Genomic DNA, 22,891 nt, shown 5'->3' with positions numbered 1-22,891 from the left:
AATAATAATATAAAACTGGAGCTGTAAAATATGAATAAATTTTATAAGAGAATTGTAATTTTCATTATTATTTTGATTTTAATTTTTTTCATATATATGATAAAGGCTAATTATAATTCTATAAATGAGAAACCTAGTGGTTCTGTACTGGTATATAAGAATAAAGGGGTGATTTATTATTAGCAATAATGAGTTATTTTTACAAGCAGAACCTAAAGTAAATATTAAATCAAATAAGGAAATTAGAGTAGAAGATTTAGTATCAGTATTTTCATCTGATGATAAATTTCAAAATAAAATAAAAAAATTAGTCATAGGTAAAACAGAAAAAGAAGATAAAAATAAAGTTATTCCAATGATATATATTATAAAAAAGATAAAAGAAGTTAAAGAAGATATAGATATAGTAGCGTTTGGTTCTCCGGAAATATTAATAGAGATTGAGAACGAAAAAAAAGAGATTAAAGTGCTTAAGTTTTTAAAAATAACATTAGTTTCTCTCATATTGTTTTTAGGCGCTGGGATAGCAATAATAAATTTTCATGTAGATGTGGATATGGAAAAAAGTTTAGGTATTATTAGCTATGTTGTTGTAGGAGAAAGAGATGTAGAACCTATTTATCTTAAAATTCCATATTCTTTAGGATTAGGAGTAGGTATGGTTACTTTTTTTAATAGAGTATTAAAAAAGAAAAAGAATAAACAGCCTAGTCCATTAGAATTAGAGATGCATTCTTATGAGAATAGTATTGATGATTACATTATAGATATTACAAAACATAATGAAAAAGAGAATTAGGTGAAAAAATGTATAAATATTTTATATTTATATTAATAATGTTTTCTGGAGGAATGGTTGTAGGAACAGCATTAGCATCTTTTTTTACTTTATTAGATATTATACCTAGATTAGCTCAAAAAACTGACTCTTCTAATTTTATAGTTTTTTATGAAAGAATATTAATTTCTTCTGGTATATTAGCTACAGTTTTTGATTTCTTTGATATATCTTTTCTGAATATAAAAATTTTACTTATTCCTATTGGAGTCCTATTGGGGGCATTTATAGGATTATTAGCTGCGGCTTTAGCTGAAGTACTAAATGTAATACCTGTATTAGAAAGAAAATTAAAAGCAGGAAAATTAATACAAATACCTCTTTTAGCAATATCATTAGGGAAAGTTATTGGTTCTTTATTACAATGGCTAGTGTTTGTAAAAGTAAAGTAGGAAAGGAAGAATTAAATGAAAAATATTAATATTAAAGATTATAGTAAATATGTGGATGAAAAGATTCCAAAGACTAATTACTTTAAAAATTCATTTAGGGCATTTATTGTAGGGGGATTGATATGTACATTAGGACAGGGAATTACAAATTATTTTAATTCTATAGGTTTGAATAATGAAGAAGTATCAACTGTTACAGCAATAATATTGGTATTTCTAGGGGCTTTTTTTACTGGTCTTGGATTATATGATAAATTAGGTAAATTTGCTGGAGGAGGTTCTATTGTGCCTATTACAGGATTTGCAAATTCTATAGTTTCTCCTGCGATGGAATATAAAAAAGAGGGATATGTATTAGGAGTATCTGCAAAAATGTTTAGTATAGCTGGTCCTGTATTGGTGTATGGATATGGTTCTGCAGTAATTTATGGATTATTATATTTTTTATTTACTAAATAGGAGAGTGTTATATGGCTATAAAAAAAATGGGAAATCAGACAGTAAAATTTTCAAATCCTCCATCTATAATTTCTACCGCTTCTATAGTAGGTCCTAAAGAAGGAGAAGGACCTTTGAAAGATTATTTTGATATTGTTCTTGAAGATGATTTGTATGGAGAAAGTACATGGGAAAAAAGTGAATCAAAATTACAAAAGAAATCTGTAAACAATGCATTAAATAAGGCGAGTTTGTCATTAAGTGAAATTGATTATATCTTTGGAGGAGATTTATTAAATCAGATTATTGCTTCTGGATATTCTGCAAGAGATTTACAAATTCCTTTTTTTGGATTATATGGTGCATGTTCTACTATGGCAGAGTCTTTAAGTTTGGGAGCAATGATAGTAGATGGAGGATATGCCGATAAGGTTGTGTGTGTTACATCTAGTCATTTTAGTTCAGCAGAAAGGCAATATAGATTTCCTTTAGAGTTAGGAAATCAAAGATCTCTTAGTGCTCAATGGACTGTTACTGGAGCAGGAGCATCTATTTTATCTTCGAATGGCAATGGACCATATATAACTCATGTTACTACAGGTAAAATAATAGATCCAGGAATAAAAGATGTGTTTAATATGGGTGCAGCAATGGCTCCTGCTGCAGTAGATACAATCATAACTCATTTTAATGATACGGGGTTTGCAATTGATGATTATGATTATATTGTTACAGGAGATTTAGCCGCTATAGGAAAGGATATTTTATTGGATATGACTAAGGAAGAGGGACTGGATTTAACAGAAAAATATAAAGATTGTGGTTTGGAAATATTCGACAATGAAAAACAAGATACTCATGCAGGTGGTAGTGGCTGTGGATGTTCTGCTACTGTGTTTAATGGATATTTATATAATTTATTAATAAATAGAAAAATAAATAGGATTTTGCTAGTTGCTACAGGGGCATTACATTCTCCGACTAGTACACAACAAGGAGAATCTATTCCTGGTATCGCTCATGCAGTAAGTATTTGTACTAATATAAGCTAGGAGGAATAAATATGGATTATTTAAAAGCCTTCATTGTTGGAGGATTAATTTGCATAATTGGACAAATACTTATAGATAGTACTAAATTAACATCTGCTCATATATTAGTTTCCTTTGTAACAGCAGGGGTTATACTGACAGCTATTGGTATTTATGAGCCTATTGTTAGTTTTGCTGGAGCTGGAGCTACAGTACCATTACCAGGCTTTGGATATTCTTTAGCTAAAGGAGCTGTAAAAGCGGTTAAGGAATCAGGGCTTATAGGAGTCTTTACAGGAGGAATTACTGCAACAGCAGGAGGAGTATCTGGTGCTATTGTATTTGGATATATTATGGCAATAATCTTTGATCCTAAAACTAAAAGTTAAGGATGGTTATATGGAAAAGAAAAGAAATATTATTTTGGTAACTGATGGAGATAAAAAAGCTAAGAAAGCAATGGAAGTTGCTATAAAAAATGTAGGTGGAAGATGTATATCAAAGTCTTGGGGAAATCCTACAAAATTAACAGGAAAGGAAATAGTTGATTTAGTAGTTACAGCAAAACATGATCCAGTTGTTGTAATGGTTGATGATAAGGGAGATCCTGAATATGGAGTGGGAGAACAAGCCCTTAGTGATATAATTTCCGATGATAGAGTTAAAGTATTAGGTGTAGTTGCAGTGGCATCTAATACAGAATATGTATCAGGAGTAGAGGTGGATTTTTCTATTGATTGTAAAGGTAATATAGTAGATGGAGGAGTTGATAAAGAAGGGAAACCTACTAATGATAAGAGAGTGTATGGTGATACCGTTGATATATTAGAATCTTATGACTTCCCTTTGATAATAGGAATAGGTGATATTGGAAAGATGGGTGGTTTAGATGATTGTAAAATTGGTGCTCCTATTATTTCTAAGGCTTTAACTGAAATCTTAGAGAGGAAAAATAATATATGAAATTATATAAAAAATATAAAAAGAATATTAATTATTTGTCAGAAAGAATTGGTGTAGGAACAAGTTTTGATACAGTAAAAAGAGATATAATTATCGGAAGTAAAAATGCATCAGTATTTTTTATAGATGGATTTGCTAAAGATGATATGATGCTTTTTATATTAAAAGTATTACAAAAAGTTGATTATGATGAAATTGTACCTAATACATTGGAAAAATTAATTTCAGAAAAAATTCCTTATATTGAATGTGAAGAATCTGATGAATTTGAAAATATAGAGTATATGTTACTTGCTGGGGCTTCAATATTAATTGTGGAAGGTTTAGATAAGGCAATAATAATAGATACAAGGGAATATCCAGCAAGAGGGCCTGAAGAACCAGATCTTGAAAGAGTAACTAGAGGTTCTAGAGATGGATTTGTAGAAACAATAATATTTAATACAGCTCTTATAAGAAGAAGAATAAGAGATCCTAATTTGAGATTTGAGATTAAGAATGTGGGAAAGAGATCTAAAACAGATGTAGTAATAGGATATATTGAAGATTTAACGAATGATGATTTAGTAAAAAGTATTAAAGATAAATTAGATCAAATAGATACTGATTCATTAGTAATGGCAGAAAAAAGTTTAGAAGAATATATATTGGGAAAAAGTATCAGTCCATTTCCACAAGCTAGATTTACAGAAAGGCCTGATGTGATAGCAGCACATTTATTAGAAGGCCATATTGTATTGATCGTAGATACTACGCCTAGTGTTATGATATTGCCAGTAACAATGTTTCATTTTACTCAACATGCAGAAGATTATTATCAAAATCCTACAATAGGAACTTATATGAGATGGGTTAGATTTTTAGCTATATTTTTTTCTTTGATAGTGAGTCCTTTGTGGTTAGTATTAGCTAATAACACAGAACTATTACCTGAAGCATTAAAATTTATTGGTCCCAAGGAAATAGGGGAAATACCCTTATTAGTTCAATTTTTAATACTAGAAATTGGCTTAGATATGCTTAGAACAGCATCGGTACATACTCCAAATGCATTAACAACATCATTAGGGATTATAGGAGCTTTATTACTTAGTGATTTTGCGGTTCAAGTAGGATGGATTATTCCCGAGACTGTATTGTATACAGCTATTTCGGGAATAGGAATGTTTGCTACTCCAAGTATAGAATTTTCTTTAGCTTTAAGATTATTTAGATTACTTTTGTTAATTAGTGGAGGATTACTTGGTCCTTATGGACTTTTGATAGGGCTTATTTTACTCTTTATAATACTATACAAGACTAAATCTTTTGGAGGAATAAATTATCTATGGCCTTTGATGCCTTTTAATGGTAAGGCATTATCTAATGTAATAATGAGAAAACCAATTCCTGAAGTGAAGAGAAGACCAGAAATATTAAAACCTAAAGATAAAATTTCAAAAAAATAAGGAAGGCATATGCCTTCCTTATTTTGTGTAGTTTTTAATGTTTGATTATTGATCTTTAGGTGGATTTTTAGGCTCTTCAGGTTCTTTAGGTTTTTCATGTGGATCTTCCCCTTCTTCTTCAGGAGGTGGAGGTGTTGGATCTTTAGGTTCTTCAGGTATATCTATATCATCATTATCTTCTTCGCTTCCTTCATTATCTTTATCTTCACCTTTTTTATCTTCATCTTTTTTATCTTTTTTATCATCTTTATCTTTATCATCTCCACCTAATAAATCATCTAAATAATCTTTTAGTGTTTTTTTATTGTGTTTATCACATTTTTCTGTAGGTAATTGATATTCATAATCCCTTGGTTTAATTCCATGATTATCAGCTGGATTGTAAGGTATAGGTCTTTTAATAAATACTCTTGTTTCTACTACATTATCTGGACAATATTCAGTAGCTAGTTTTCCTGTAGATGTATCTATTTTTGCTTCAACATGAACATCACATTTTTCTGTAGGTTGAGTACCATTTACAAATAATTCAGTATGAACACGACTACCCCTTGGGTCATGGCGACATGCTTCAGTCGCTAATTTCCCGGAGTCCATACATACTTCTCTAGTTACAAGACCTTCTGGTCTATTAAATCTAGCATTATCTAAATCTTTGTGGAGTTCTTTCATTATATATCCCCAAATATGAGATGAAAAGGCACTACCGTTAGATAATTCTATTGCCGGACTATCATTTCCCATCCATACACCAGCAGTGTAATATGGGGTATAACCTATAAACCAAGCGTCGGCCTGATCTGTGGTAGTTCCTGTTTTACCTGCTACATCCATACCAGAGATTCTAGCTCTAGTACCACTTCCTGAATTAACAACAGTTTTTAATATATCTGTCATTAAGTATGCAACTTGAGGATTTACTACTGTATTCTGTTTAGCTTTATTGTCTATTATAACTTCACCTCTATTGTTTTCAATTTTTGTATATACAAGAGGCTCAGTGTAAATTCCATCATTAGCAATAGCACTATATGCAGCAGTCATTGTTAAAGGTGTAATACCTTTTGTCATACCACCTAGGGCTAAAGCTGATAAATTTTCATCAGAAATTCCATTTGTTGCTTCTTTAGCAGTTACGAAAGTATCTTTTGATGGATTTTCAGTATTAATAATACCGAATTTTGCTAAATAATCCATAGAAGTATTTATACCAACTTTTTCTAAAAATTTAACTGCAGAAACATTATATGAATGTTCAACAGCTTTTCTTAATGGTGTTAAACCATAGAAAGCTCCACTTACAAAGTTCTTAGGCCATAATTTACCATTTACATAATGGGGAACATCATCAATTACTGATGCTGCAGTGAATCCATTATCTAAGGCAGGAGTGTATACTCCTAAAGGTTTAATAGCTGAACCAGGTTGTCTAGCTGCATCAGTAGCTCTATTAAATATTCTTTGACCCTTTGAATCTCTACCACCAACTATAGCTTTTACAAAACCTGTATGATGGTCCATTATTGTAATAGCTGATTGAGGTTGAATCACACCATCTTCATCATTATAGAATGCATCTGTTGAAATTAATAGTGTATTATTATCGTTAATTTTATAAAGATCTTTATTTTCTTCTAAATAATCTGAGTTAATTGTAAAACTTTTATCATCTGAGTTAGCAGTCCAATTTTCTTCTGGTATACTTAGCGACCAAGTAGGATGGGTATATAAAGTACCATTTTTAGATGTATAATAATCTGCTACATTTAAATTTGAATAATGTATTTTAGATGATTTTATTGTTAAATTGCCATTTTCATCAATAGAATAGGAATCTTTTGGAATTATTATATTACCTTCATTATCTAGAAGATTTTCTTTTGCATAATAGGCAATTTTCCCATTGTTATCTACTATATTACCATTTTGGATATTAGTATCTATTAAATCTCTCCATCCACCATTAGCCATTATATCTTCAAAAGAAGCATACATATTTTCTACTTTTTTTTGCATATTTATATCTATAGTTGTATGAATTTTAAGTCCTTTTGTATATAAAGCTTCTTCAGCTTCCGCTTTAGTATAGCCAGCTTTTTCTACTAAATCATTAGTTACTACATCTTTTACATAGTCTGTGAAATATGAAGTGCTTATATTTTCATTTTTCATTTGACCAGGATTAATAAGGGAAGCTACATCTTGGTTTATAGCTTCATTATATTCACTTTCTGTAATAGTACCATTTTCTTTCATTTTTGATAATATTTTTTGCTGTCTAGATATAACTCCATCATTAAAAACAGCTACATAGCTTTTTCCTAATACCTCAACTGTACCAACAACCTGTGCATCATCTTCTACATTTTCAGGATCTAATTTTTTATATAATTGATTGTTTGTAGGAGATTGGGTTATTCCTGCAAGCAAGGTTGCTTCAGCCAATGTTAAATCCTTAGCATCTTTACTAAAATATGTTTGCGAAGCAGCTTGAACTCCATAAGCTCCTTGACCTAAATATACGGTATTTAAATATGCTTCAAGAATATCATCTTTGGACAATTCTTTCTCCATTTTTATAGCTAGATAAGCTTCACTAATTTTTCTTGTGAATGCTTTTTCTTTAGAAAGATATAAGTTTCTTACTAGTTGTTGTGTTATAGTACTTGCTCCTTCTTCTAAAGATCTAGTTTTTATATCTACTACTATTGCTCTACCAATACCTTTTAGATCAATACCAAAATGTTCCCTAAATCTTTCATCCTCAATAGTTACAAAAGCATCCGGTAAATCAGGAGACATTTCACTAAGATTTACCATAGTTCTTTTTTCTTCTGTAAGTATTTCTTCAATTAGAGTGCCATTTTGGTCGTATATTTTTGAATTTTCGCTTAATGCTTGTATATCGTGGTAGGGATTAATATCTGGTGAATCTTTGATTACTCCATATACCATTCCACCAATTGTGCCAGCTCCAATAAATACTCCAACAAGAAGTATTATTAAAAAAACTTTTAATACAGTAAAATTTTTTTTCTTTTTATCTGTTTTAGCTTTTTTATTATTTTTGACTTTATTTTTTCTATTTTCATTCGACATTTGTAGCCTCCTTTATATTTATGAAGGTAATTTTATTAAATTCAAGCTAATTATACCATAAATACGAAACTTTTTTAAAATCCTTTTAAAATCCACTTATTTAAATACACTATCATAATAATATCCATTAGAATATATTATATAACAAATTTTATATTAGGTAAATTAAGTTTTTATTACACATATAATAGAATACAGGGAGGTATAGATATGAAATATAGATCTTTCAAAATAAGATATATAGTAATAGTACTTATTATTGTATTTTTAATATATGGATTTAGAATACTTGATAGAAATATTAGACCAACTATATTAGCTATAAGTGAAGTAAGGGCAAGAATGGTAGCTACTCAAGTTATAAATGATGCAGTAAAAGAAAAGATAGGAGAAGATATAAAATATAAAGATTTAATATTCTTAAAATATGATAATGATGGTAAATTAACTTCAATGCAAGCAAATACAATACTTATGAATAGTATAGCTTCTGATCTAGCTTTGGATGTTCAAGAAAAATTAAAACAGATGGGAATTAATGAGGTTAAAATACCTTTAGGAAATGCAATTAATAGTCAAGTTTTATCTCAATATGGTCCCAAACTTAATATGGAAATGATTCCTCAGGGTTCAGCAACTGTAGATTTTGCTACAGAGTTTAATGAAGCAGGTATAAATCAAACAATGCATAGAGTTTATTTAATAATAAAGTCAGATGTGAGAATAATTTTACCATTAGCATCTGATACTGTAAGCATAACTTCAACTATACCAATCGCTGAAACGGTAATAGTTGGAGATGTACCGGAAAGTTATATAAATGTACCAGAAGATAAATTTTTGAATGTAGTAGAGTAAAAAACTCCAATTATTTGTTATAATATAATAAACAAAGATTTGAGTTTAATTAATGGATAGAAATTTAGAGGAAAGAGTTTGAACGTGAATGCGAAATATACTATAGATTAGGTGATATTTATGAATTTTAAATGGAATAATATAGATAAAATGGAGAGTTTTCATATAAGCTATTTATTATATATGGAAGGTAAGAGCATTGAAGTTATATCTAAAATTAGAAATATTCCATATAAAGAAATTGAAAAACATATTATTGAGGGTAAGATAAAATATTCAAATATAAAGAAAGAAGATAGATTAATAAAGATAATAAGTATGGATAAAAGGCAAAGAATTGAATATTTAGAGAGGTTAACTGAAGAAGGAAGAAAAGAATTAGCAGAAGAAATTTATAAAAGATATATTAAATTTAAGAATGTTGAAGATAGAATGATATTGATATGGTTAATTGGAGAATTAAAAGAAGAAAAGTTAGTTCCATTTTTAAAAATGGAATTAAAAAGTAAAAATGTTAATTTTCGTAGATTAGCATGCTCGGCATTAGGTAAGATTGGTAAGAAAGAGTATAAAAACCTTTTTGAAAGCTTATTTAATGATAGTAACTCTCAAGTAAAACAATATGCTATAAAATCTGTAAGGAAAATTGGAGATATGAATACTGTAAATTTATTAGAATATATATTATATAATAAGTATGAAAAGGATTATGTTAGACGAGCAGCAAAAGAGGCTATATTGAATATAAAGGATACTAATTAATTTTAGACTTAGTATCCTTTACTATTTTGATAATATCTTCATATGCTTTTAGTGTTCCCTTAGCAACAATAGGTCTTCCAAAACTTACTAAACCTAATCTTCTAGAACTAAAGCCTCCTATTTTCATAAGAAAATTTACAGAGGACATAGTATTAACTAAAATTAGGTTATTCAAATTTCCCCCAGCTATTTTATAAGAATCAATAATTGCAGGAATAACAAGTTCAGGGACAAATTGACGACTTATGGTATATATTTTATTACCTTTTTCATCTATGCCTCTTAGAATTATTTTTCCTTGTTCTTCTTTTTTTAATCTATCAAAAAAGGGGAAATTTATTATTTCTTTTAATTTAGGTTTTTCTTTATTTGGCAACATTCCCAAATGAATGGATGCAGCTATTACAGAAGAATGTGTTCCTCCTACACAATGATATATTATATCCATACAATACCTCCTTACTATTAATTTTATAGTATCCAATAATAGAGTGTATTATAACTTTTAAAACTTCCATGAATCTATTGAATTTTCAGACATATTATTGTATTATATAATTAATAATAGAAGAGGAGGCGTTACCTATGCTCTTAAGAATATGCTCTGGAGGGATAATTTTTTATAATGATAAGGTTTTTATTCTTAAAAATGAAAAAAATGAATGGGTATTACCTAAAGGAAAAATTCGTAATGGTGATTTAGCTATAGAAACAGCTAAGCTAAGAGTGAAAGAAGAAACTGGCTTAAGCTTTAAAATTATTTCTACAGCTGGAGAAACTAGTTACGAATTTTATTCTTTATCTAGACAAAAACCGGTTTGCAATGAAATAATTTGGTTTATTATGGAGGCAGACAGTGAAGAATATAATATAAATAATAATGAATTTAAAGACGGAGGATTTTTTGGTATAGAAGAAGCTTTAGATAGAATCACATATAGTCAGGATAAGTCTTTAGTTAATTTATCCTATAAAAAATACTTGAAACTTAAAAAAGAAGATTTAGCAATAGTATAAAAAAGCAGTAGAGGAAATCAGTTGAAGTATACCTAAGTTTTTAATCTATGAATTATGAGATGTAACCACCCTCTGAACTTATGATTCAGGGGGTTAAGTTTATTTTTAATAGATATTTAGTGCTTATATGATAAATAGAATAGAGAAGGTAATAAAAAGATATAAAGTAGAGAGGAAGATATGAAAATGATTAATAGAGTAGAGGACATTATTTCTGAAATCAGAGAGGATCTTATAGGTTTAAGTAGATATATTTTGAACAATCCAGAATTAGGATATGAGGAGTATAAGTCTAGTAAAAAGCATATAGATATATTAAAAAAATGTGGATTTAATGTAGAAGAAAAATATATGGGAATGGATACAGCTTTTAGGGCAGAATATGATTCTGGAAAGGAAGGTCCAACTATAGCTTATTTAGCAGAATATGATGCTTTACCAGATATAGGTCATGGTTGTGGGCATAATTTACTTGGAACTGTAAGTACAGGCTCCGGTATAGTTTTAAAGAAACTATTAGATAATCTTTCTGGAAAGGTATTAGTAATAGGTACTCCTGCAGAGGAAACTAGTGGAGCAAAGGTTAGAATGGTAGATGGTGGAGCTTTTGATGATGTAGATATAGCTCTAATGGCTCATCCTTCAGATTTTCATGAGGAAAGTGGTACTTCTTTAGCACTAGAGGCTATTCAATTTACATTTAGAGGAAAAACAGCTCATGCTGCAGCAAGTCCAGAAAAGGGAATTAATGCTTTAGATGCTGCTATAAATACTTTCAATAATATTAATGCTTTAAGAGAACATATAAGATCTGATGCTAGAGTTCATGGGGTAATAATAGAAGGAGGAAGTGCAGCTAATATAGTACCTGACCTTGCTATATGTCAATTTTACGTAAGAGCTACTACAAAGGAATATCTAATAGAATTAAGTAAAAAAATCAAAAATTGTGCTAAGGGAGCATCTTTAGCAGCAGGAACAGAATTAGAAATAACTAACTATGAATTATCCTATGATAATATGATAACTAATAGAGCATTATCTAAGATTTATAATGAAAGAATAAAGGATATGGGAGTAGAATATATAAAACCTTTTGAAGAGAGTACAGGATCATTAGATATGGGAAATGTAAGTCATGTGTGTCCTGCTATACATCCTTATTTTGGCATAGCTGATAGGGAAATAACAGGTCATACTAGAGAATTAGCTAAGGCAACAGATACTGAATTAGCTTATGATTCGGCTATGAAGGCTATAGGAGCCTTAGTGTTAACAGCTATAGATATTATTGAGAATAAAAATTTATTAGAAGAAGTAAAGAAAGAATTTGAAAATACGAAGAGATAAAGTGATGAGATTAAAATTTATATTAATAATTAAAGGGATAAGTTTTGCTTCTTTTATATTTAAAAAAAATAAAATATAATAAAGTAAGAAATATATTTTATTATTATATGAGGAGCGATTGAATGAAGGATAGATATAATACAGTACATAATTATGGAGAAGATTATTTTATTGAAAAAAAATCTAAGTTTATTGGTTATGCAAAACATATAGAATCAGAAGAAGAGGCTGTTGAATTTATTGATAAAATTAAAGAAAAGCATAAAGATGCTACTCATAATGTACCTGCATATGTTTTCGGAGAAAATAGTAATATACAAAGATATAGTGATGATGGTGAACCAAGTGGTACAGCTGGCATACCAGTATTAGAGGTTATAAAAAAAGCAGATTTACGAAATGCAGTAGTCGTAGTAACTAGGTATTTTGGAGGAACTAAACTAGGGACTGGAGGATTAGTAAGAGCATATACAAAAGGAGCTAAAATTGCATTAGATGATGCGTTAATTGTTGAAAAGGTATTATTTAAAAGAATAAAAGCAAGAATTAATTATACATTGTATGGAAAAGTAGAGAATGAACTAAATAGGTTAGGATATGTAATAGATGATGTAATATATGATGATGCTGTTAATATAATTATTTTGGTAGAAAAAAATAATATGAAGAATTTAAAAGAAATATTAATGAATTTAAGTAGTGGGAATGTAAATATAATAGAATTGAATGAAGAATTTTTTTCATTAAAAGATGGTAAAATAATAAGATAAAGATGTTAATTATATAATAATCAGGGTATTATTTAATTTAGGAGGGTGAAATATGAAGAAAGATATGTTAAATAAAAAGGTATGGGCTGTTTTAGGGGTAACTCCTAATAAAGAAAAGTTTGGCTATAAAATATATAAGAAATTAAAAGACCATGGTTATGAAGTATATCCGATTAATCCAAAGTATGAAGATATTGAAGGAGAAAAATGCTATAAAAGTGTAGAGAATTTACCTGCAACTCCAGATGTATTGAATTTTGTTGTATCACCTAAAATAAGTTATAAGGCTATTGATGAGGCCAAGAAAAAAGGAATTAAAAATCTATGGTTTCAACCAGGAACCTCTAATAATGAAGTATTAAACAAAGCAAAAGAAAATAATTTCAATATAGCTAATAATAATTGTGTATTAGTAGAATTAGGATAAATAAAAAACAGGGATTGTAGGGGATGAAATCCTCTGCCGTATTAGAAAGGTGCTCAGGTGCATGTATTATGCGCCGTCAAAGGGAAACTAGGTTTCCCCAGTGAAGCGGATATGTTTTTATCCGCTTTTTTTATGAAAAAATTGATAGATTCCAATTAATAACATAAATATACCAAATATTCTTTTTAAGTTTTCTGGATCTATATGATTAGCTAATGTACTTCCTAGAATTGAACTGATTAATCCAGGTATAATTATAGGAAGTATAATATCTGTTTTCAAGTTTTTATTTTTATAGTGAATAAATATGGCAATAATAGAAGTTGGAATAAAAACAAGAAGATTAATTCCTTGAGCTTGAGGTTGAGAAATTGTAGTGAAAAATACTAAAGTAGGAATAAGTATTGTCCCCCCACCAATACCCATTCCCCCTAATATTCCAGAACAGAAACCTATTAGTATAAATTTAGTCATATAATCATCCTTATAGAAACATAAATTATAAGAATACTGAATGCTTTACGCAATATTTGTTTAGGGATATTTTTTAATAATTTAGCACCTAAATATCCTCCAATAGTGCTACCTATTGCTATTGGTAATCCAAGCTTAAAATCTATTAGATTATTTTTAAAATAAATATAGGTACTTATTATACATAAAGGTAATATTATAGTAATAGCCGTTGAATGGGCTTTATGTTCATCTAAATGAACTATATACATAAGTGAAGGAACTATTAACATGCCTCCACCAGCACCAAAGATTCCATTAACTAGACCTGTAAATAAACCAATTATAATTAAGTATATTTTATCTTTCATAATTAACCACCAAATGATTATTTCTTATAATTTTTTACTAAAAGGAAATAATATATTCACTTGACAATGTAATTGTTATAAAATATAATAAACTCATAAAAACCAATCGGAATTTATGATATTCAAAATAGGAGGTATAAAAAATGAAGGTTGTTAATAATATAAGCAATTTAGTAGGGGAAACACCAATGGTGAAATTAAATAAACTTGTTGATAATAATTCTGCCGAAGTATATGTGAAATTAGAATATTTTAATCCAGGAAGTAGTGTTAAGGATAGAATTGCATTAAATATGATAGAAGAAGCAGAAGAAAAAGGGAAATTAAAAGATGGTTCTATTATTATAGAACCTACTAGTGGTAATACAGGTATTGGTTTAGCTATGATAGGTGCTGCTAAAGGTTACAAAGTTATTTTAGTAATGCCTGATACAATGAGTATGGAAAGAAGAAATTTATTGAAAGCTTATGGTGCTGAATTAATATTGACTCCTGGAGCACAAGGAATGAATGGAGCAATTAATAAAGCTAAAGAACTAGCTGATAATAACGATAATTATTTTATGCCACAACAATTTGAAAATTTAAGTAACCCTGATATTCATAGGAGAACAACTGCTTTAGAAATATTAGAACAAATGGATAATAATTTTGATGTATTTGTAGCAGGAGTTGGTACCGGTGGGACTATAACTGGTGTAGGTGAAGTATTGAAAAATAAAATGGAGAACATTAACATTACTGCTGTAGAACCAGTATCATCTCCTGTAATGTCAGGAGGTAATCCTGGTCCTCATAAGATCCAAGGTATTGGTGCTGGTTTTATTCCAGAAGTATTAAAGATGGATATTGTAGATGATATTATAAAGGTACAAGATGAAGATGCAATAAAAACTATGAGAGAGTTAGCAAGTAAAGAAGGAATTTTAGTTGGTATTTCATCAGGTGCAGCTATAAATGTAGCTATAGAAAAAGCTAAAAAGATAGGGAGAGGAAAGAGAATTGTAGTAATAGCACCAGATAATGGTGAAAGATATTTAAGCACAGGTTTCTTTGGCTAAACTTGTTTCTTCTTCATACTTATGCTATGATTTCATTTAGAAACTATAGGAGGTTTATTATATGGAGAATATAGAAAAGTGGGTAAATGATTTAGTTGAATGGCTTAAAGATAGTGTTGAAGATGCAGGTTGTAAAGGTATTGTTTTAGGGTTAAGTGGTGGAATAGATTCAGCTGTAGTAGCTGGTCTTGCAAAAAAGGCGTTTCCTAATGATACTTTAGGCATAATAATGCCTTGTCATAGTAATCCTCAAGATGAAATTGATGGTATGTTAGTAGCAGAGACTTTAAATTTAAAGACAAAGAGAGTAGATTTAGAAGATACTTTTGATACTTTAGTAAGAGAATTAGAAGATGATGGAGAGAATAAATTGGCATTATCAAATATCAAGCCTCGTCTTAGAATGACTACATTATATTATTACGCACAGAAGAATAAATATCTTGTATCTGGAACTGGTAACAAAAGTGAATTTACTATTGGATATTTTACTAAGCATGGTGACAGTGGTGTTGATTTATTACCTATAGTTGATTTTGTAAAGTATGAAGTTAAAGAGTTAGCTAAGTATCTTGGTATACCTAGAGATATAATAACTAAAGCTCCATCGGCAGGATTATGGGAAAATCAAACAGACGAACATGAAATGGGATTTAGTTATAAAGACTTAGATAATTATATTGAAACTGGAGAGGCTACTCAAGAAATAAAAGAAAAAATAGATAAAATGAACAAAAATAGTGAACATAAAAGAAAACTTCCAAAAATGTTTAAGAAGTAGGTGACACCTACTTCTTATTTCTTTATTATATTTTAATAGTATGTTAGAATATTAATAGTTTTCTATAACTAATATATATTGTACTAGGAGGTAATATTATGGCTGGACATTCAAAATGGGCCAATATAAAGCATAGAAAAGGAAGACAGGATGCGAAAAAGGCCAAAGTTTTCACAAAATTAGCTAGAGCTATTACAGTTGCAGCAAAAGAAGGTGGAGATGATCCTGAATATAATACAGAATTGGCAAATGCTATAGAAAAAGCTAAGGCAGAAAATATGCCAAATGATAATATAGATAGAGCTGTAAAGAAAGGTTCTGGAGATTTGGAAGGAGTTAATTATGAAGAAATTACTTATGAAGGATATGGACCAAATGGTGTTGCAGTAATGGTTCAATGTCTTACTGATAATAAAAACAGAACAGCTGCCGATGTAAGACATTATTTTTCAAAATATAATGGAAATCTTGGAGCAACAGGTTGTGTATCATTTATGTTTGATAGAAAAGGATTATTAATCATCGATAGAGATGAAGACATGGATGAAGAAGAAATGATGATGCAAGCAATAGAATCAGGGGCAGAAGATTTTGTATCAGAAGATGAATATTTTGAAATAACCACAGCTCCAGAAGATTTTACTAGTGTAAGGGAATCTTTAAAGAAAGAAGGATATAAATTTTCCACAGCAGAAGTATCTTTTTTACCACAAAATAAAACAAAACTTCATGATGAAAAAGACATAAAATCAATGGAAAAACTTATAGATGCCATAGAAGACAATGATGACGTTCAAGAGATATATCATAACTGGGATATGCCAGAAGATTTAGAAGATTAATGTTAAAACTATTTAAAACACTTTCAATCTTATTATTTATTGATAAGATTGGGGTGTTTTTTTGTGTCTAGAATTAGAAGATTTAAAAATAAAACTGATTCTAAATTATACTTTCAAGTGGAAAGTATAAAACTAAAAATTATTCTAATAGAGAATTAATATAAATTCTCTATTTTTGTATTAATTTGTTAAAATATTTTGCATATAAAATGTAATGGTAATTTATAGTACAATAAATATAGGTGATTTTTATATTTATAAATTAAATAATAAATTTAAATGTCTTTTTGATATATATACTTGACTACACAAGTAGAAGTATAATATACTTATAAAAAATATTTTTTGAAAGAATATATTCTTTTATGAAAGAAAGCCTATGAATAAATGGAGGTTTTAAATTGGATAATTTAAATAAAGATAGTTATTTGCCATATTACTTACAAATTAAAGAGATTATTAGAGAAAGAATTTTAAATAATATTTATGAAATTGATACATTACTTCCATCGGAAAAAGAATTTTGTAAAGAATTTAATGTAACTAGAGCAACTGTAAGAAATGCATTACGAGAATTAAAAAAAGAAGGATTAATATGTACTGAAAAGGGAGTAGGTTCAATTGTAAAACCTCATAAAATAGAACAGAGTTTATTGCAATTTTATAGTTTTGGAAGAACGTTAAAGAATAAAAAAGATGATTTTATATCAAAAATTATAAGTGCTAAAAAAATAAAACCAAATTGTAATATAATTAATAGACTTGAAATTAAAAAAAATATGTCTGTTTATGAAATTTTAAGAATAAGAATTTTTAACAAATCACCTTTAATTTTGGAAGCTTCATATATTCCCGTTCATATTGCTCCTGATATTATTAAGGATAAATTACATGGAATGTCTATTTATAATCTTTTAGAAGGAAAATATGGGATTAAAATAGTAAAAGCAAGAGAATATATTGAGCCTCAAGTTGCTAATGAATTTCAATCTAAGCATTTAAGTATAGAATATGGATCTCCTATTTTTCACACAGAAAGATTAACTTTAACTCATAATAATAAACCTATAGAATATAGGAATAGTTTAATTCGTGGAGATAAGTTTAAGTTTTATACAGAACTATATTAATGAAAAATTATAATATTATATGACTAAAAGTATTTTAAAACAAAAAGGAAGTGGATTAAATGCAACAAAAATTAGATAGAACTTTAGGTCTTTATTCAGCATTAACTATAAGTATAGGGACAATGATAGGATCTGCTATATTTGTATTAGCAGGAACAAGTTTTGAGGTGGCAGGACCATCAGCATCATTATCAATTTTTCTTTCAGGAATGGCAGCTATATTTACTGCTTTTTCTTTTGCTGAATTGGTTACTTTTATACCAACAGCTGGTGGAGGATATGCTTATGTAAGAGATGCTACTGATAATGGAATATTAGGATTTATATGTGGATGGGGATTTTGGTTAGGATATGCTATGTCTTGTGGTTTGTTTGCATTAGGATTTGGTACTTTTCTTAATTATTTCTTTCCTTTTATACCTCAAATGGTAGGTGCTTATTTATTGATTTTTTATGTTTTAGTGACTAATATAAAGGGTGTTAAAGGATCAAGTAAAATGCAAAATGTAATTACCACGGGTCTTATAATATTATTGATAAGCTATATTATATATGGAATATTTTTTATGGATATGTCAAATCAAAGACCATTTTTTACTGAAGGAATGGCAGGAACATTAAAAGCTATGGGTTTTCTTTATATGACATATATAGGTTATGGACTTATAACTACGGCTAGTGAGGAAGTAATAGATCCTGAAAAAAATATACCTAGAGCAATAATAATATCAGTAATTGTAGTTATAATTATAAAAACATCAACTTTTTTTGTGGGAGCAGGTATAAAAAATTGGAAAACTTTAGTACCAGGAGTAACATCAACTCCTATGATTGACACAGCAATAGTTATTGCTGGACAAATAGGAGGATATCTTTTTGCATTAGCAGGAATATTAGCTACGTTATCGTCTATAAACACTGCTGTATTAGCTTCTTCTCGTACATCTTATGCTTTGGCTAGAGATAAAAGATTTCCTGCTATATTTAAATCAATAAATAGAAGGACTAAGACACCAATATTTTCAATAATAGGTACAGGTATAATAATCATTACAGCCACCACGTTGAGAGATTTAGAACATATATCTACTATAACAAGTATTTTTTCTTTAACAGGATATACCTTAGTAAATGTAGCTTTGATGATATTTAGAAAAAAACAACCTAATGTAGAGAGAAAATTTAAAGTACCATTTTATCCTATAACTCCTATACTGGGTATTATAGTAAATATGTTTATGATTTTCCAATTAATTATTACTGATTTATTTGCTTTAGCAGTAGCCGTTGTAATTATTGGGTTAGGACTTGTTTATTTTTATATAGGATTACCAAAATTAAATAAGGCACCAAAGTTAATAAATCCTCAAGAAGTACCCGTTCTAAATATGAAGAGGAAAGAAAATAAAGATTCTAAAAAGGAATTTAAAGTAATGGTTCCTATTGGTCATCCTGAGAATGTTAAAAGTTTGATTAATATGGCTTACAGAATAGCTAATATAAATAATGGAAAAGTTGTTCCTGTTCATGTATTAGAAGTTCCAGAAGCAATTCCATTGGATTCCCGATATGAAAACTTTAAAGATGATATGGGATTGTATGAAGGTATTATTGCAGAGTTTAATAAGACATGTGAACGTGATATAAAATGTTCTGAACCAGTATTGTTTTTATCAAGAAATAGAGCTCATTCAATAAATACTGCTGTTAAAGAGGAAAATGTAGATTTCACTTTAGTGGGATGGCATCATAGCGGACTAGCTCATAATATGATAGGTGGAGTAGTTCCAGAAATCCTTAAAAATAATGAATCTACTGTTGGAGTTTTAAGTAATAAAGGAGAAAAAGAAATAAAAAAAATATTATATCCTTATGGAGGTGGAGCTTATTCACAAGCTGCTGCTAATACAGTAAAAAAATTAGCACAAGGATATAATGCAGAGGTAACTTTGCTTAGAGTAATCAAGGAAGAAATAAGTGATGAAGAGTACAATCAAATTAAGGAAATAATGTATCAAACATTGAAAACATTAGGCGTCAATGGTAAAGTACTCATGATTAATGCTTCCTCTGTAAGAGAAGCGGTTATAGATATATCTGGGAAATATGATTTAATAGCAATGGGAATAGGAAGTCAATGGGGAATAAAAGAAACTATTGGAGGTTTTAAGGCGGATACTATAGCTGAGAAATCAAAATGTTCTGTCTTAATTGTTAGAGAATATAATAAGATTTTACAAAAACCAAAAGTAAGAAAAGCTGTAAATCAAGTAAAAAGATTATAAAGGTTGTATTAAATAAAAATCAGTTAAACTTATAATTAATTATAAGCTTGACTGATTTTCCTAATTATATATATCTTTTTTCATTATATAAAACATCTCCTTAATAAATATATATAAACAAAAGTATTATCCGACAATATTTTTATAAAAACTATAATTTTTTATTATTATGAGTTGAAAAAAAAATGATATACTAGTATAATAAAGACTCTGGACTTTTTTGTCAGAATTTATCAAATCTAACTTAGATATTTTATTAATAAATAAAGGTTTATTTTAATTTATATTGGCAATAATTGCTAGTGAAGGAGGGATAAATTTGCCAGCTTCTGCAGTGAAATTATGGGAATTATATGAAGGTTTAAAAAATAGATTTCTATTTAATAATGATATTAATTCTATATACATATTGTTATCGTTATATGATTTAGAGGAAAATATAAGCAATATTTATCCTCAATATATTTGTACAAGGAAAATTAACAATAGAATTAAAAATATATTAAAAAATAGAAATAATCCCTCAGTTATTGCCAGATCAATTAGTAAAGTTATACATGAAGATATTGATAGAATTGAACTTTGTTTTTATCTTGAAGGCTATAAATATGGATTTTATAATAATAAATGGATAAATATTTTAGAAGAAATGGCATTGAAGTGTTTTGATTTAGATATCTTATATGATAAAAATTATTTATTTCATTTTAATTATTGTAATAATGAAGTAAATGAAACAAGGAGAAAGATAAGAAAAGAAATTACAAATAAAGAAAATGAAACTAGAGAATTTACTGAATTAATAGAGTTGTTTGCTAGTAAAGTTATTAAGCCTAAATTAGAAAATATAGATAATTATATTGATAGACAGTTAAAATTAGAATTTAACCCTTATGAATTTAATATAAAAGAAGAAAAAATTAATTTTACGAAGGATGAATTAGAAAGAGTATATAAAGCTATAATTAAAGAATTGAGAAAAAATCTCTTGAATATATTTAAAGATTCCTGTTGGTATGCTTTAAATGACAGGGTTCTGAAGCGATACCCCTATTAGAAAGGTTACTATATAAGTAATTTTCATAGGGGTTTTTAAATATGCTGTTGTATATAAAATGTATTATTGGAAATAATATCTCTTTATAAGGTATAGGAGGGATATTATGAAAAGTTCTTCTAAGTTATTTTATCTATTTTTAGGGTTAACTTTAGTTGTAGTTTTATTAGTTTTTAGTATTTTGGAAAATAGTTTTAATAATGAAAAAAAAGACGATTTTATTGGAGAAAAAACAGATGATGATTTATTAAGTACTGAAACTAATAAAAATGATGGAGATAGAATAACTGAGGATACTATTATAGAATATGAAAATTATTATTCAGAGTGTGATCATACTATAAGGGACTTTGAATTGAATAAAGAAAAATTTATTGGAATGAATAAAAGAGAGCTAGAAGAGAGTTTTGGAAAAAATTCTAATAAAGAGGTTTTAGTTTTTGATGATAGTAGGGTAATAATTAAAGTTACAAAGAATTATTTATGTCCGAATCATTATATTATAGGAGAAAATGAGGGTAAAGTTGCTATATATAAAGTAGATGAAAATGGTGATAAAATATTGTTTAAAACTTTAGATCAATCTATTGAATTATTGGGTGAATATGATATAGAAAAATTAAAGAAAGGAATAATTGTGGATAATTTAGATGATATAGGAGATGTAATAGAGAATTTTATAAGTTAAATTATCAACAAAAGTTAAACCATACAGTTTAACTTTTGTTGAATTCTTTAACTTTTTATTATTTTTTTCATTATTAATAAAATATGATAAAATTAAATTAAATATTTATTTATATAAACATAATATGAAATAATAATGATTAAAAGAATGGATTAGCAATTGTGAGACTGCTATACTGTTAGGACAAGCTATAAGTAAAAAATGATTATTTTCTATGGAAATATTGGAGGTATATGATAATGTATAGGTATATTAAAGGATATATTAATGAAATATCAGAAGATTTTATAGTAGTCGATAATAATAATATAGGATACAAAATAAGTACATCTATGGAAACAATATCCAATGTAAGAATTAATGAAGAATATAAAATTTATACACATTTACATGTAAGAGAAGATGATATGAGCCTTTATGGTTTTATTTCAAGGTCTGAGCTGGAATTGTTTTTAAAATTAATATCTGTATCTAAGATAGGACCTAAAGTAGCTTTAGGAATTCTATCATCTTTATCAGTAGATAAAATAAAATTTGCCATTATAAATGAAGATACAAAGACATTATCCAAAGCACCAGGAGTAGGTAAGAAAACTGCTAATAGAATGATTTTGGAATTAAAAGATAGGATCAAAGATTATAATATTGAAAAATTAGATTCTAGTTCGATGGTGAATAATAAATCTAATATTAATGAAGCACTAGATGCATTAATAGCCTTAGGGTATACTAAATATGAAGCTTCAAATGTAATGAATAAATTTGATATTGAAAAATTAAATACAGAAGATATAATTAAACTTTCTTTAAGTGAATTATCAAAACAATAG

25 protein-coding genes are annotated in these 22,891 nt (G+C 28.1%); 21 read left to right on the top strand and 4 right to left on the bottom strand.

The features are described 5' to 3' along the window. Positions 1-175: 175 nt before the first annotated feature. Genes GOQ29_RS01410 through GOQ29_RS01380 form a run of 7 tightly spaced genes read left to right on the top strand, consistent with a single transcriptional unit; the run spans position 176 to position 5,110 of the window. Complete coding sequence (locus tag GOQ29_RS01410; RefSeq protein ID WP_203370707.1) at positions 176-799, top strand: stage V sporulation protein AA; 624 nt, start codon at positions 176-178, stop codon at positions 797-799. Between the two features lie 8 nt (positions 800-807). Beyond that, positions 808-1,230: a stage V sporulation protein AB gene (locus tag GOQ29_RS01405; RefSeq protein WP_203370684.1), complete on the top strand. Its 423-nt coding sequence runs from the start codon at positions 808-810 to the stop codon at positions 1,228-1,230. A 15-nt stretch (positions 1,231-1,245) separates the two neighbouring features. Then, entirely contained in the window at positions 1,246-1,689 is a 444-nt protein-coding gene (gene spoVAC, locus GOQ29_RS01400) for a stage V sporulation protein AC (RefSeq protein WP_203370682.1), read from the top strand. Between the two features lie 11 nt (positions 1,690-1,700). After that, the gene (spoVAD, locus tag GOQ29_RS01395; RefSeq protein ID WP_203370680.1) at positions 1,701-2,720 is read left to right on the top strand and encodes a stage V sporulation protein AD; all 1,020 of its coding nucleotides are present in this window, start codon (positions 1,701-1,703) and stop codon (positions 2,718-2,720) included. A gap of 11 nt (positions 2,721-2,731) precedes the next feature. Next, on the top strand, positions 2,732-3,088 hold the full coding sequence (gene spoVAE / locus GOQ29_RS01390) for a stage V sporulation protein AE (protein ID WP_203370678.1): 357 nt from the start codon (positions 2,732-2,734) through the stop codon (positions 3,086-3,088). A 10-nt stretch (positions 3,089-3,098) separates the two neighbouring features. After that, a complete protein-coding gene (gene spoVAEA / locus GOQ29_RS01385; RefSeq protein WP_203370676.1) occupies positions 3,099-3,662 on the top strand; it encodes a stage V sporulation protein SpoVABEA in 564 nt (187 codons plus the stop codon). Further along, positions 3,659-5,110 (top strand): spore germination protein, encoded by a 1,452-nt coding sequence (locus GOQ29_RS01380; RefSeq protein ID WP_203370674.1) that lies wholly within the window; start codon positions 3,659-3,661, stop codon positions 5,108-5,110. The genes spoVAEA and GOQ29_RS01380 overlap by 4 nt, the downstream gene beginning before the upstream one ends. Positions 5,111-5,155: 45 nt before the next feature. On the opposite strand, the gene GOQ29_RS01375 is transcribed toward GOQ29_RS01380, so the two are convergent. Next, the gene (locus GOQ29_RS01375) at positions 5,156-8,209 is read right to left on the bottom strand and encodes a penicillin-binding protein 1A (RefSeq protein WP_203370672.1); all 3,054 of its coding nucleotides are present in this window, start codon (positions 8,207-8,209) and stop codon (positions 5,156-5,158) included. A 210-nt stretch (positions 8,210-8,419) separates the two neighbouring features. Here GOQ29_RS01375 and yunB point away from each other — a divergent pair, with 210 nt between their 5' ends. Both yunB and GOQ29_RS01365 read left to right on the top strand, forming a co-directional pair. Then, positions 8,420-9,067: a sporulation protein YunB gene (gene yunB / locus GOQ29_RS01370; RefSeq protein WP_203370670.1), complete on the top strand. Its 648-nt coding sequence runs from the start codon at positions 8,420-8,422 to the stop codon at positions 9,065-9,067. Positions 9,068-9,187: 120 nt separating this feature from the next. After that, entirely contained in the window at positions 9,188-9,829 is a 642-nt protein-coding gene (locus tag GOQ29_RS01365) for a helix-turn-helix domain-containing protein (protein WP_203370668.1), read from the top strand. On the opposite strand, the gene GOQ29_RS01360 is transcribed toward GOQ29_RS01365, so the two are convergent. After that, the gene (locus GOQ29_RS01360) at positions 9,822-10,277 is read right to left on the bottom strand and encodes a DUF3189 family protein (protein WP_203370666.1); all 456 of its coding nucleotides are present in this window, start codon (positions 10,275-10,277) and stop codon (positions 9,822-9,824) included. The two genes, GOQ29_RS01365 and GOQ29_RS01360, sit on opposite strands and share 8 nt — an antisense overlap. A 137-nt stretch (positions 10,278-10,414) precedes the next feature. On the opposite strand from GOQ29_RS01360, the gene GOQ29_RS01355 reads away from it, so the two are divergent. The 4 genes from GOQ29_RS01355 to GOQ29_RS01340 all read left to right on the top strand — a co-directional run bounded on the left by GOQ29_RS01355 (position 10,415) and on the right by GOQ29_RS01340 (position 13,393). Then, positions 10,415-10,846: an NUDIX domain-containing protein gene (locus tag GOQ29_RS01355; RefSeq protein WP_203370664.1), complete on the top strand. Its 432-nt coding sequence runs from the start codon at positions 10,415-10,417 to the stop codon at positions 10,844-10,846. 180 nt (positions 10,847-11,026) lie between these two features. Further along, positions 11,027-12,196 carry a M20 family metallopeptidase gene (locus tag GOQ29_RS01350; protein WP_252187475.1) on the top strand — a complete coding sequence of 390 codons (1,170 nt, stop codon included), beginning with the start codon at positions 11,027-11,029 and terminating at the stop codon, positions 12,194-12,196. A gap of 122 nt (positions 12,197-12,318) precedes the next feature. Further along, entirely contained in the window at positions 12,319-12,966 is a 648-nt protein-coding gene (locus tag GOQ29_RS01345) for a YigZ family protein (RefSeq protein WP_203370662.1), read from the top strand. 52 nt (positions 12,967-13,018) lie between these two features. Further along, the gene (locus tag GOQ29_RS01340) at positions 13,019-13,393 is read left to right on the top strand and encodes a CoA-binding protein (RefSeq protein ID WP_203370661.1); all 375 of its coding nucleotides are present in this window, start codon (positions 13,019-13,021) and stop codon (positions 13,391-13,393) included. A gap of 117 nt (positions 13,394-13,510) precedes the next feature. On the opposite strand, the gene GOQ29_RS01335 is transcribed toward GOQ29_RS01340, so the two are convergent. Together GOQ29_RS01335 and GOQ29_RS01330 are read right to left on the bottom strand one after the other, a co-directional pair. Continuing rightward, a complete protein-coding gene (locus GOQ29_RS01335; protein WP_203370660.1) occupies positions 13,511-13,867 on the bottom strand; it encodes a sulfite exporter TauE/SafE family protein in 357 nt (118 codons plus the stop codon). Further along, a complete protein-coding gene (locus tag GOQ29_RS01330; RefSeq protein ID WP_203370658.1) occupies positions 13,864-14,217 on the bottom strand; it encodes a sulfite exporter TauE/SafE family protein in 354 nt (117 codons plus the stop codon). Before GOQ29_RS01330 ends, GOQ29_RS01335 begins: the two co-directional genes overlap by 4 nt. A gap of 143 nt (positions 14,218-14,360) precedes the next feature. On the opposite strand from GOQ29_RS01330, the gene cysK reads away from it, so the two are divergent. From cysK to ruvA, 8 genes are all read left to right on the top strand, one after another. Beyond that, positions 14,361-15,278 (top strand): cysteine synthase A, encoded by a 918-nt coding sequence (gene cysK / locus GOQ29_RS01325; RefSeq protein ID WP_203370657.1) that lies wholly within the window; start codon positions 14,361-14,363, stop codon positions 15,276-15,278. Between the two features lie 61 nt (positions 15,279-15,339). Continuing rightward, positions 15,340-16,059 (top strand): NAD(+) synthase, encoded by a 720-nt coding sequence (gene nadE / locus GOQ29_RS01320; protein ID WP_203370655.1) that lies wholly within the window; start codon positions 15,340-15,342, stop codon positions 16,057-16,059. Positions 16,060-16,157: 98 nt separating this feature from the next. Beyond that, positions 16,158-16,901: a YebC/PmpR family DNA-binding transcriptional regulator gene (locus tag GOQ29_RS01315; RefSeq protein WP_203370653.1), complete on the top strand. Its 744-nt coding sequence runs from the start codon at positions 16,158-16,160 to the stop codon at positions 16,899-16,901. 401 nt (positions 16,902-17,302) lie between these two features. Continuing rightward, the gene (locus GOQ29_RS01310) at positions 17,303-18,031 is read left to right on the top strand and encodes a GntR family transcriptional regulator (RefSeq protein ID WP_203370651.1); all 729 of its coding nucleotides are present in this window, start codon (positions 17,303-17,305) and stop codon (positions 18,029-18,031) included. 59 nt (positions 18,032-18,090) lie between these two features. Next, on the top strand, positions 18,091-20,316 hold the full coding sequence (locus GOQ29_RS01305; protein ID WP_203370649.1) for an amino acid permease: 2,226 nt from the start codon (positions 18,091-18,093) through the stop codon (positions 20,314-20,316). A 319-nt stretch (positions 20,317-20,635) separates the two neighbouring features. Continuing rightward, a complete protein-coding gene (locus GOQ29_RS01300; protein ID WP_203370647.1) occupies positions 20,636-21,373 on the top strand; it encodes a hypothetical protein in 738 nt (245 codons plus the stop codon). A 106-nt stretch (positions 21,374-21,479) separates the two neighbouring features. Then, the gene (locus tag GOQ29_RS01295; RefSeq protein WP_203370646.1) at positions 21,480-22,061 is read left to right on the top strand and encodes a BofC C-terminal domain-containing protein; all 582 of its coding nucleotides are present in this window, start codon (positions 21,480-21,482) and stop codon (positions 22,059-22,061) included. Positions 22,062-22,300: 239 nt separating this feature from the next. Beyond that, positions 22,301-22,891 (top strand): Holliday junction branch migration protein RuvA, encoded by a 591-nt coding sequence (ruvA, locus tag GOQ29_RS01290; protein ID WP_203370644.1) that lies wholly within the window; start codon positions 22,301-22,303, stop codon positions 22,889-22,891.

The organism is Anaeromonas gelatinilytica, assembly GCF_016820635.1.
Taxonomy (GTDB): domain Bacteria; phylum Bacillota; class Clostridia; order Tissierellales; family SIT17; genus Anaeromonas; species Anaeromonas gelatinilytica.
Note: the sequence above shows the minus strand (reverse complement) of the source record. Positions and strands in the feature narration are given on the sequence as shown.

Coding starts and splice junctions, on each gene's coding strand:
- GOQ29_RS01405 (WP_203370684.1), top strand. CDS start 808: ATGTATAAATATTTTATATTTATATTAATAATGTTTTCTGGAGGAATG.
- spoVAC (WP_203370682.1), top strand. CDS start 1,246: ATGAAAAATATTAATATTAAAGATTATAGTAAATATGTGGATGAAAAG.
- spoVAD (WP_203370680.1), top strand. CDS start 1,701: ATGGCTATAAAAAAAATGGGAAATCAGACAGTAAAATTTTCAAATCCT.
- spoVAE (WP_203370678.1), top strand. CDS start 2,732: ATGGATTATTTAAAAGCCTTCATTGTTGGAGGATTAATTTGCATAATT.
- spoVAEA (WP_203370676.1), top strand. CDS start 3,099: ATGGAAAAGAAAAGAAATATTATTTTGGTAACTGATGGAGATAAAAAA.
- GOQ29_RS01380 (WP_203370674.1), top strand. CDS start 3,659: ATGAAATTATATAAAAAATATAAAAAGAATATTAATTATTTGTCAGAA.
- GOQ29_RS01375 (WP_203370672.1), bottom strand. CDS start 8,209: ATGTCGAATGAAAATAGAAAAAATAAAGTCAAAAATAATAAAAAAGCT.
- yunB (WP_203370670.1), top strand. CDS start 8,420: ATGAAATATAGATCTTTCAAAATAAGATATATAGTAATAGTACTTATT.
- GOQ29_RS01365 (WP_203370668.1), top strand. CDS start 9,188: ATGAATTTTAAATGGAATAATATAGATAAAATGGAGAGTTTTCATATA.
- GOQ29_RS01360 (WP_203370666.1), bottom strand. CDS start 10,277: ATGGATATAATATATCATTGTGTAGGAGGAACACATTCTTCTGTAATA.
- GOQ29_RS01355 (WP_203370664.1), top strand. CDS start 10,415: ATGCTCTTAAGAATATGCTCTGGAGGGATAATTTTTTATAATGATAAG.
- GOQ29_RS01350 (WP_252187475.1), top strand. CDS start 11,027: ATGAAAATGATTAATAGAGTAGAGGACATTATTTCTGAAATCAGAGAG.
- GOQ29_RS01345 (WP_203370662.1), top strand. CDS start 12,319: ATGAAGGATAGATATAATACAGTACATAATTATGGAGAAGATTATTTT.
- GOQ29_RS01340 (WP_203370661.1), top strand. CDS start 13,019: ATGAAGAAAGATATGTTAAATAAAAAGGTATGGGCTGTTTTAGGGGTA.
- GOQ29_RS01335 (WP_203370660.1), bottom strand. CDS start 13,867: ATGACTAAATTTATACTAATAGGTTTCTGTTCTGGAATATTAGGGGGA.
- GOQ29_RS01330 (WP_203370658.1), bottom strand. CDS start 14,217: ATGAAAGATAAAATATACTTAATTATAATTGGTTTATTTACAGGTCTA.
- cysK (WP_203370657.1), top strand. CDS start 14,361: ATGAAGGTTGTTAATAATATAAGCAATTTAGTAGGGGAAACACCAATG.
- nadE (WP_203370655.1), top strand. CDS start 15,340: ATGGAGAATATAGAAAAGTGGGTAAATGATTTAGTTGAATGGCTTAAA.
- GOQ29_RS01315 (WP_203370653.1), top strand. CDS start 16,158: ATGGCTGGACATTCAAAATGGGCCAATATAAAGCATAGAAAAGGAAGA.
- GOQ29_RS01305 (WP_203370649.1), top strand. CDS start 18,091: ATGCAACAAAAATTAGATAGAACTTTAGGTCTTTATTCAGCATTAACT.
- GOQ29_RS01295 (WP_203370646.1), top strand. CDS start 21,480: ATGAAAAGTTCTTCTAAGTTATTTTATCTATTTTTAGGGTTAACTTTA.
- ruvA (WP_203370644.1), top strand. CDS start 22,301: ATGTATAGGTATATTAAAGGATATATTAATGAAATATCAGAAGATTTT.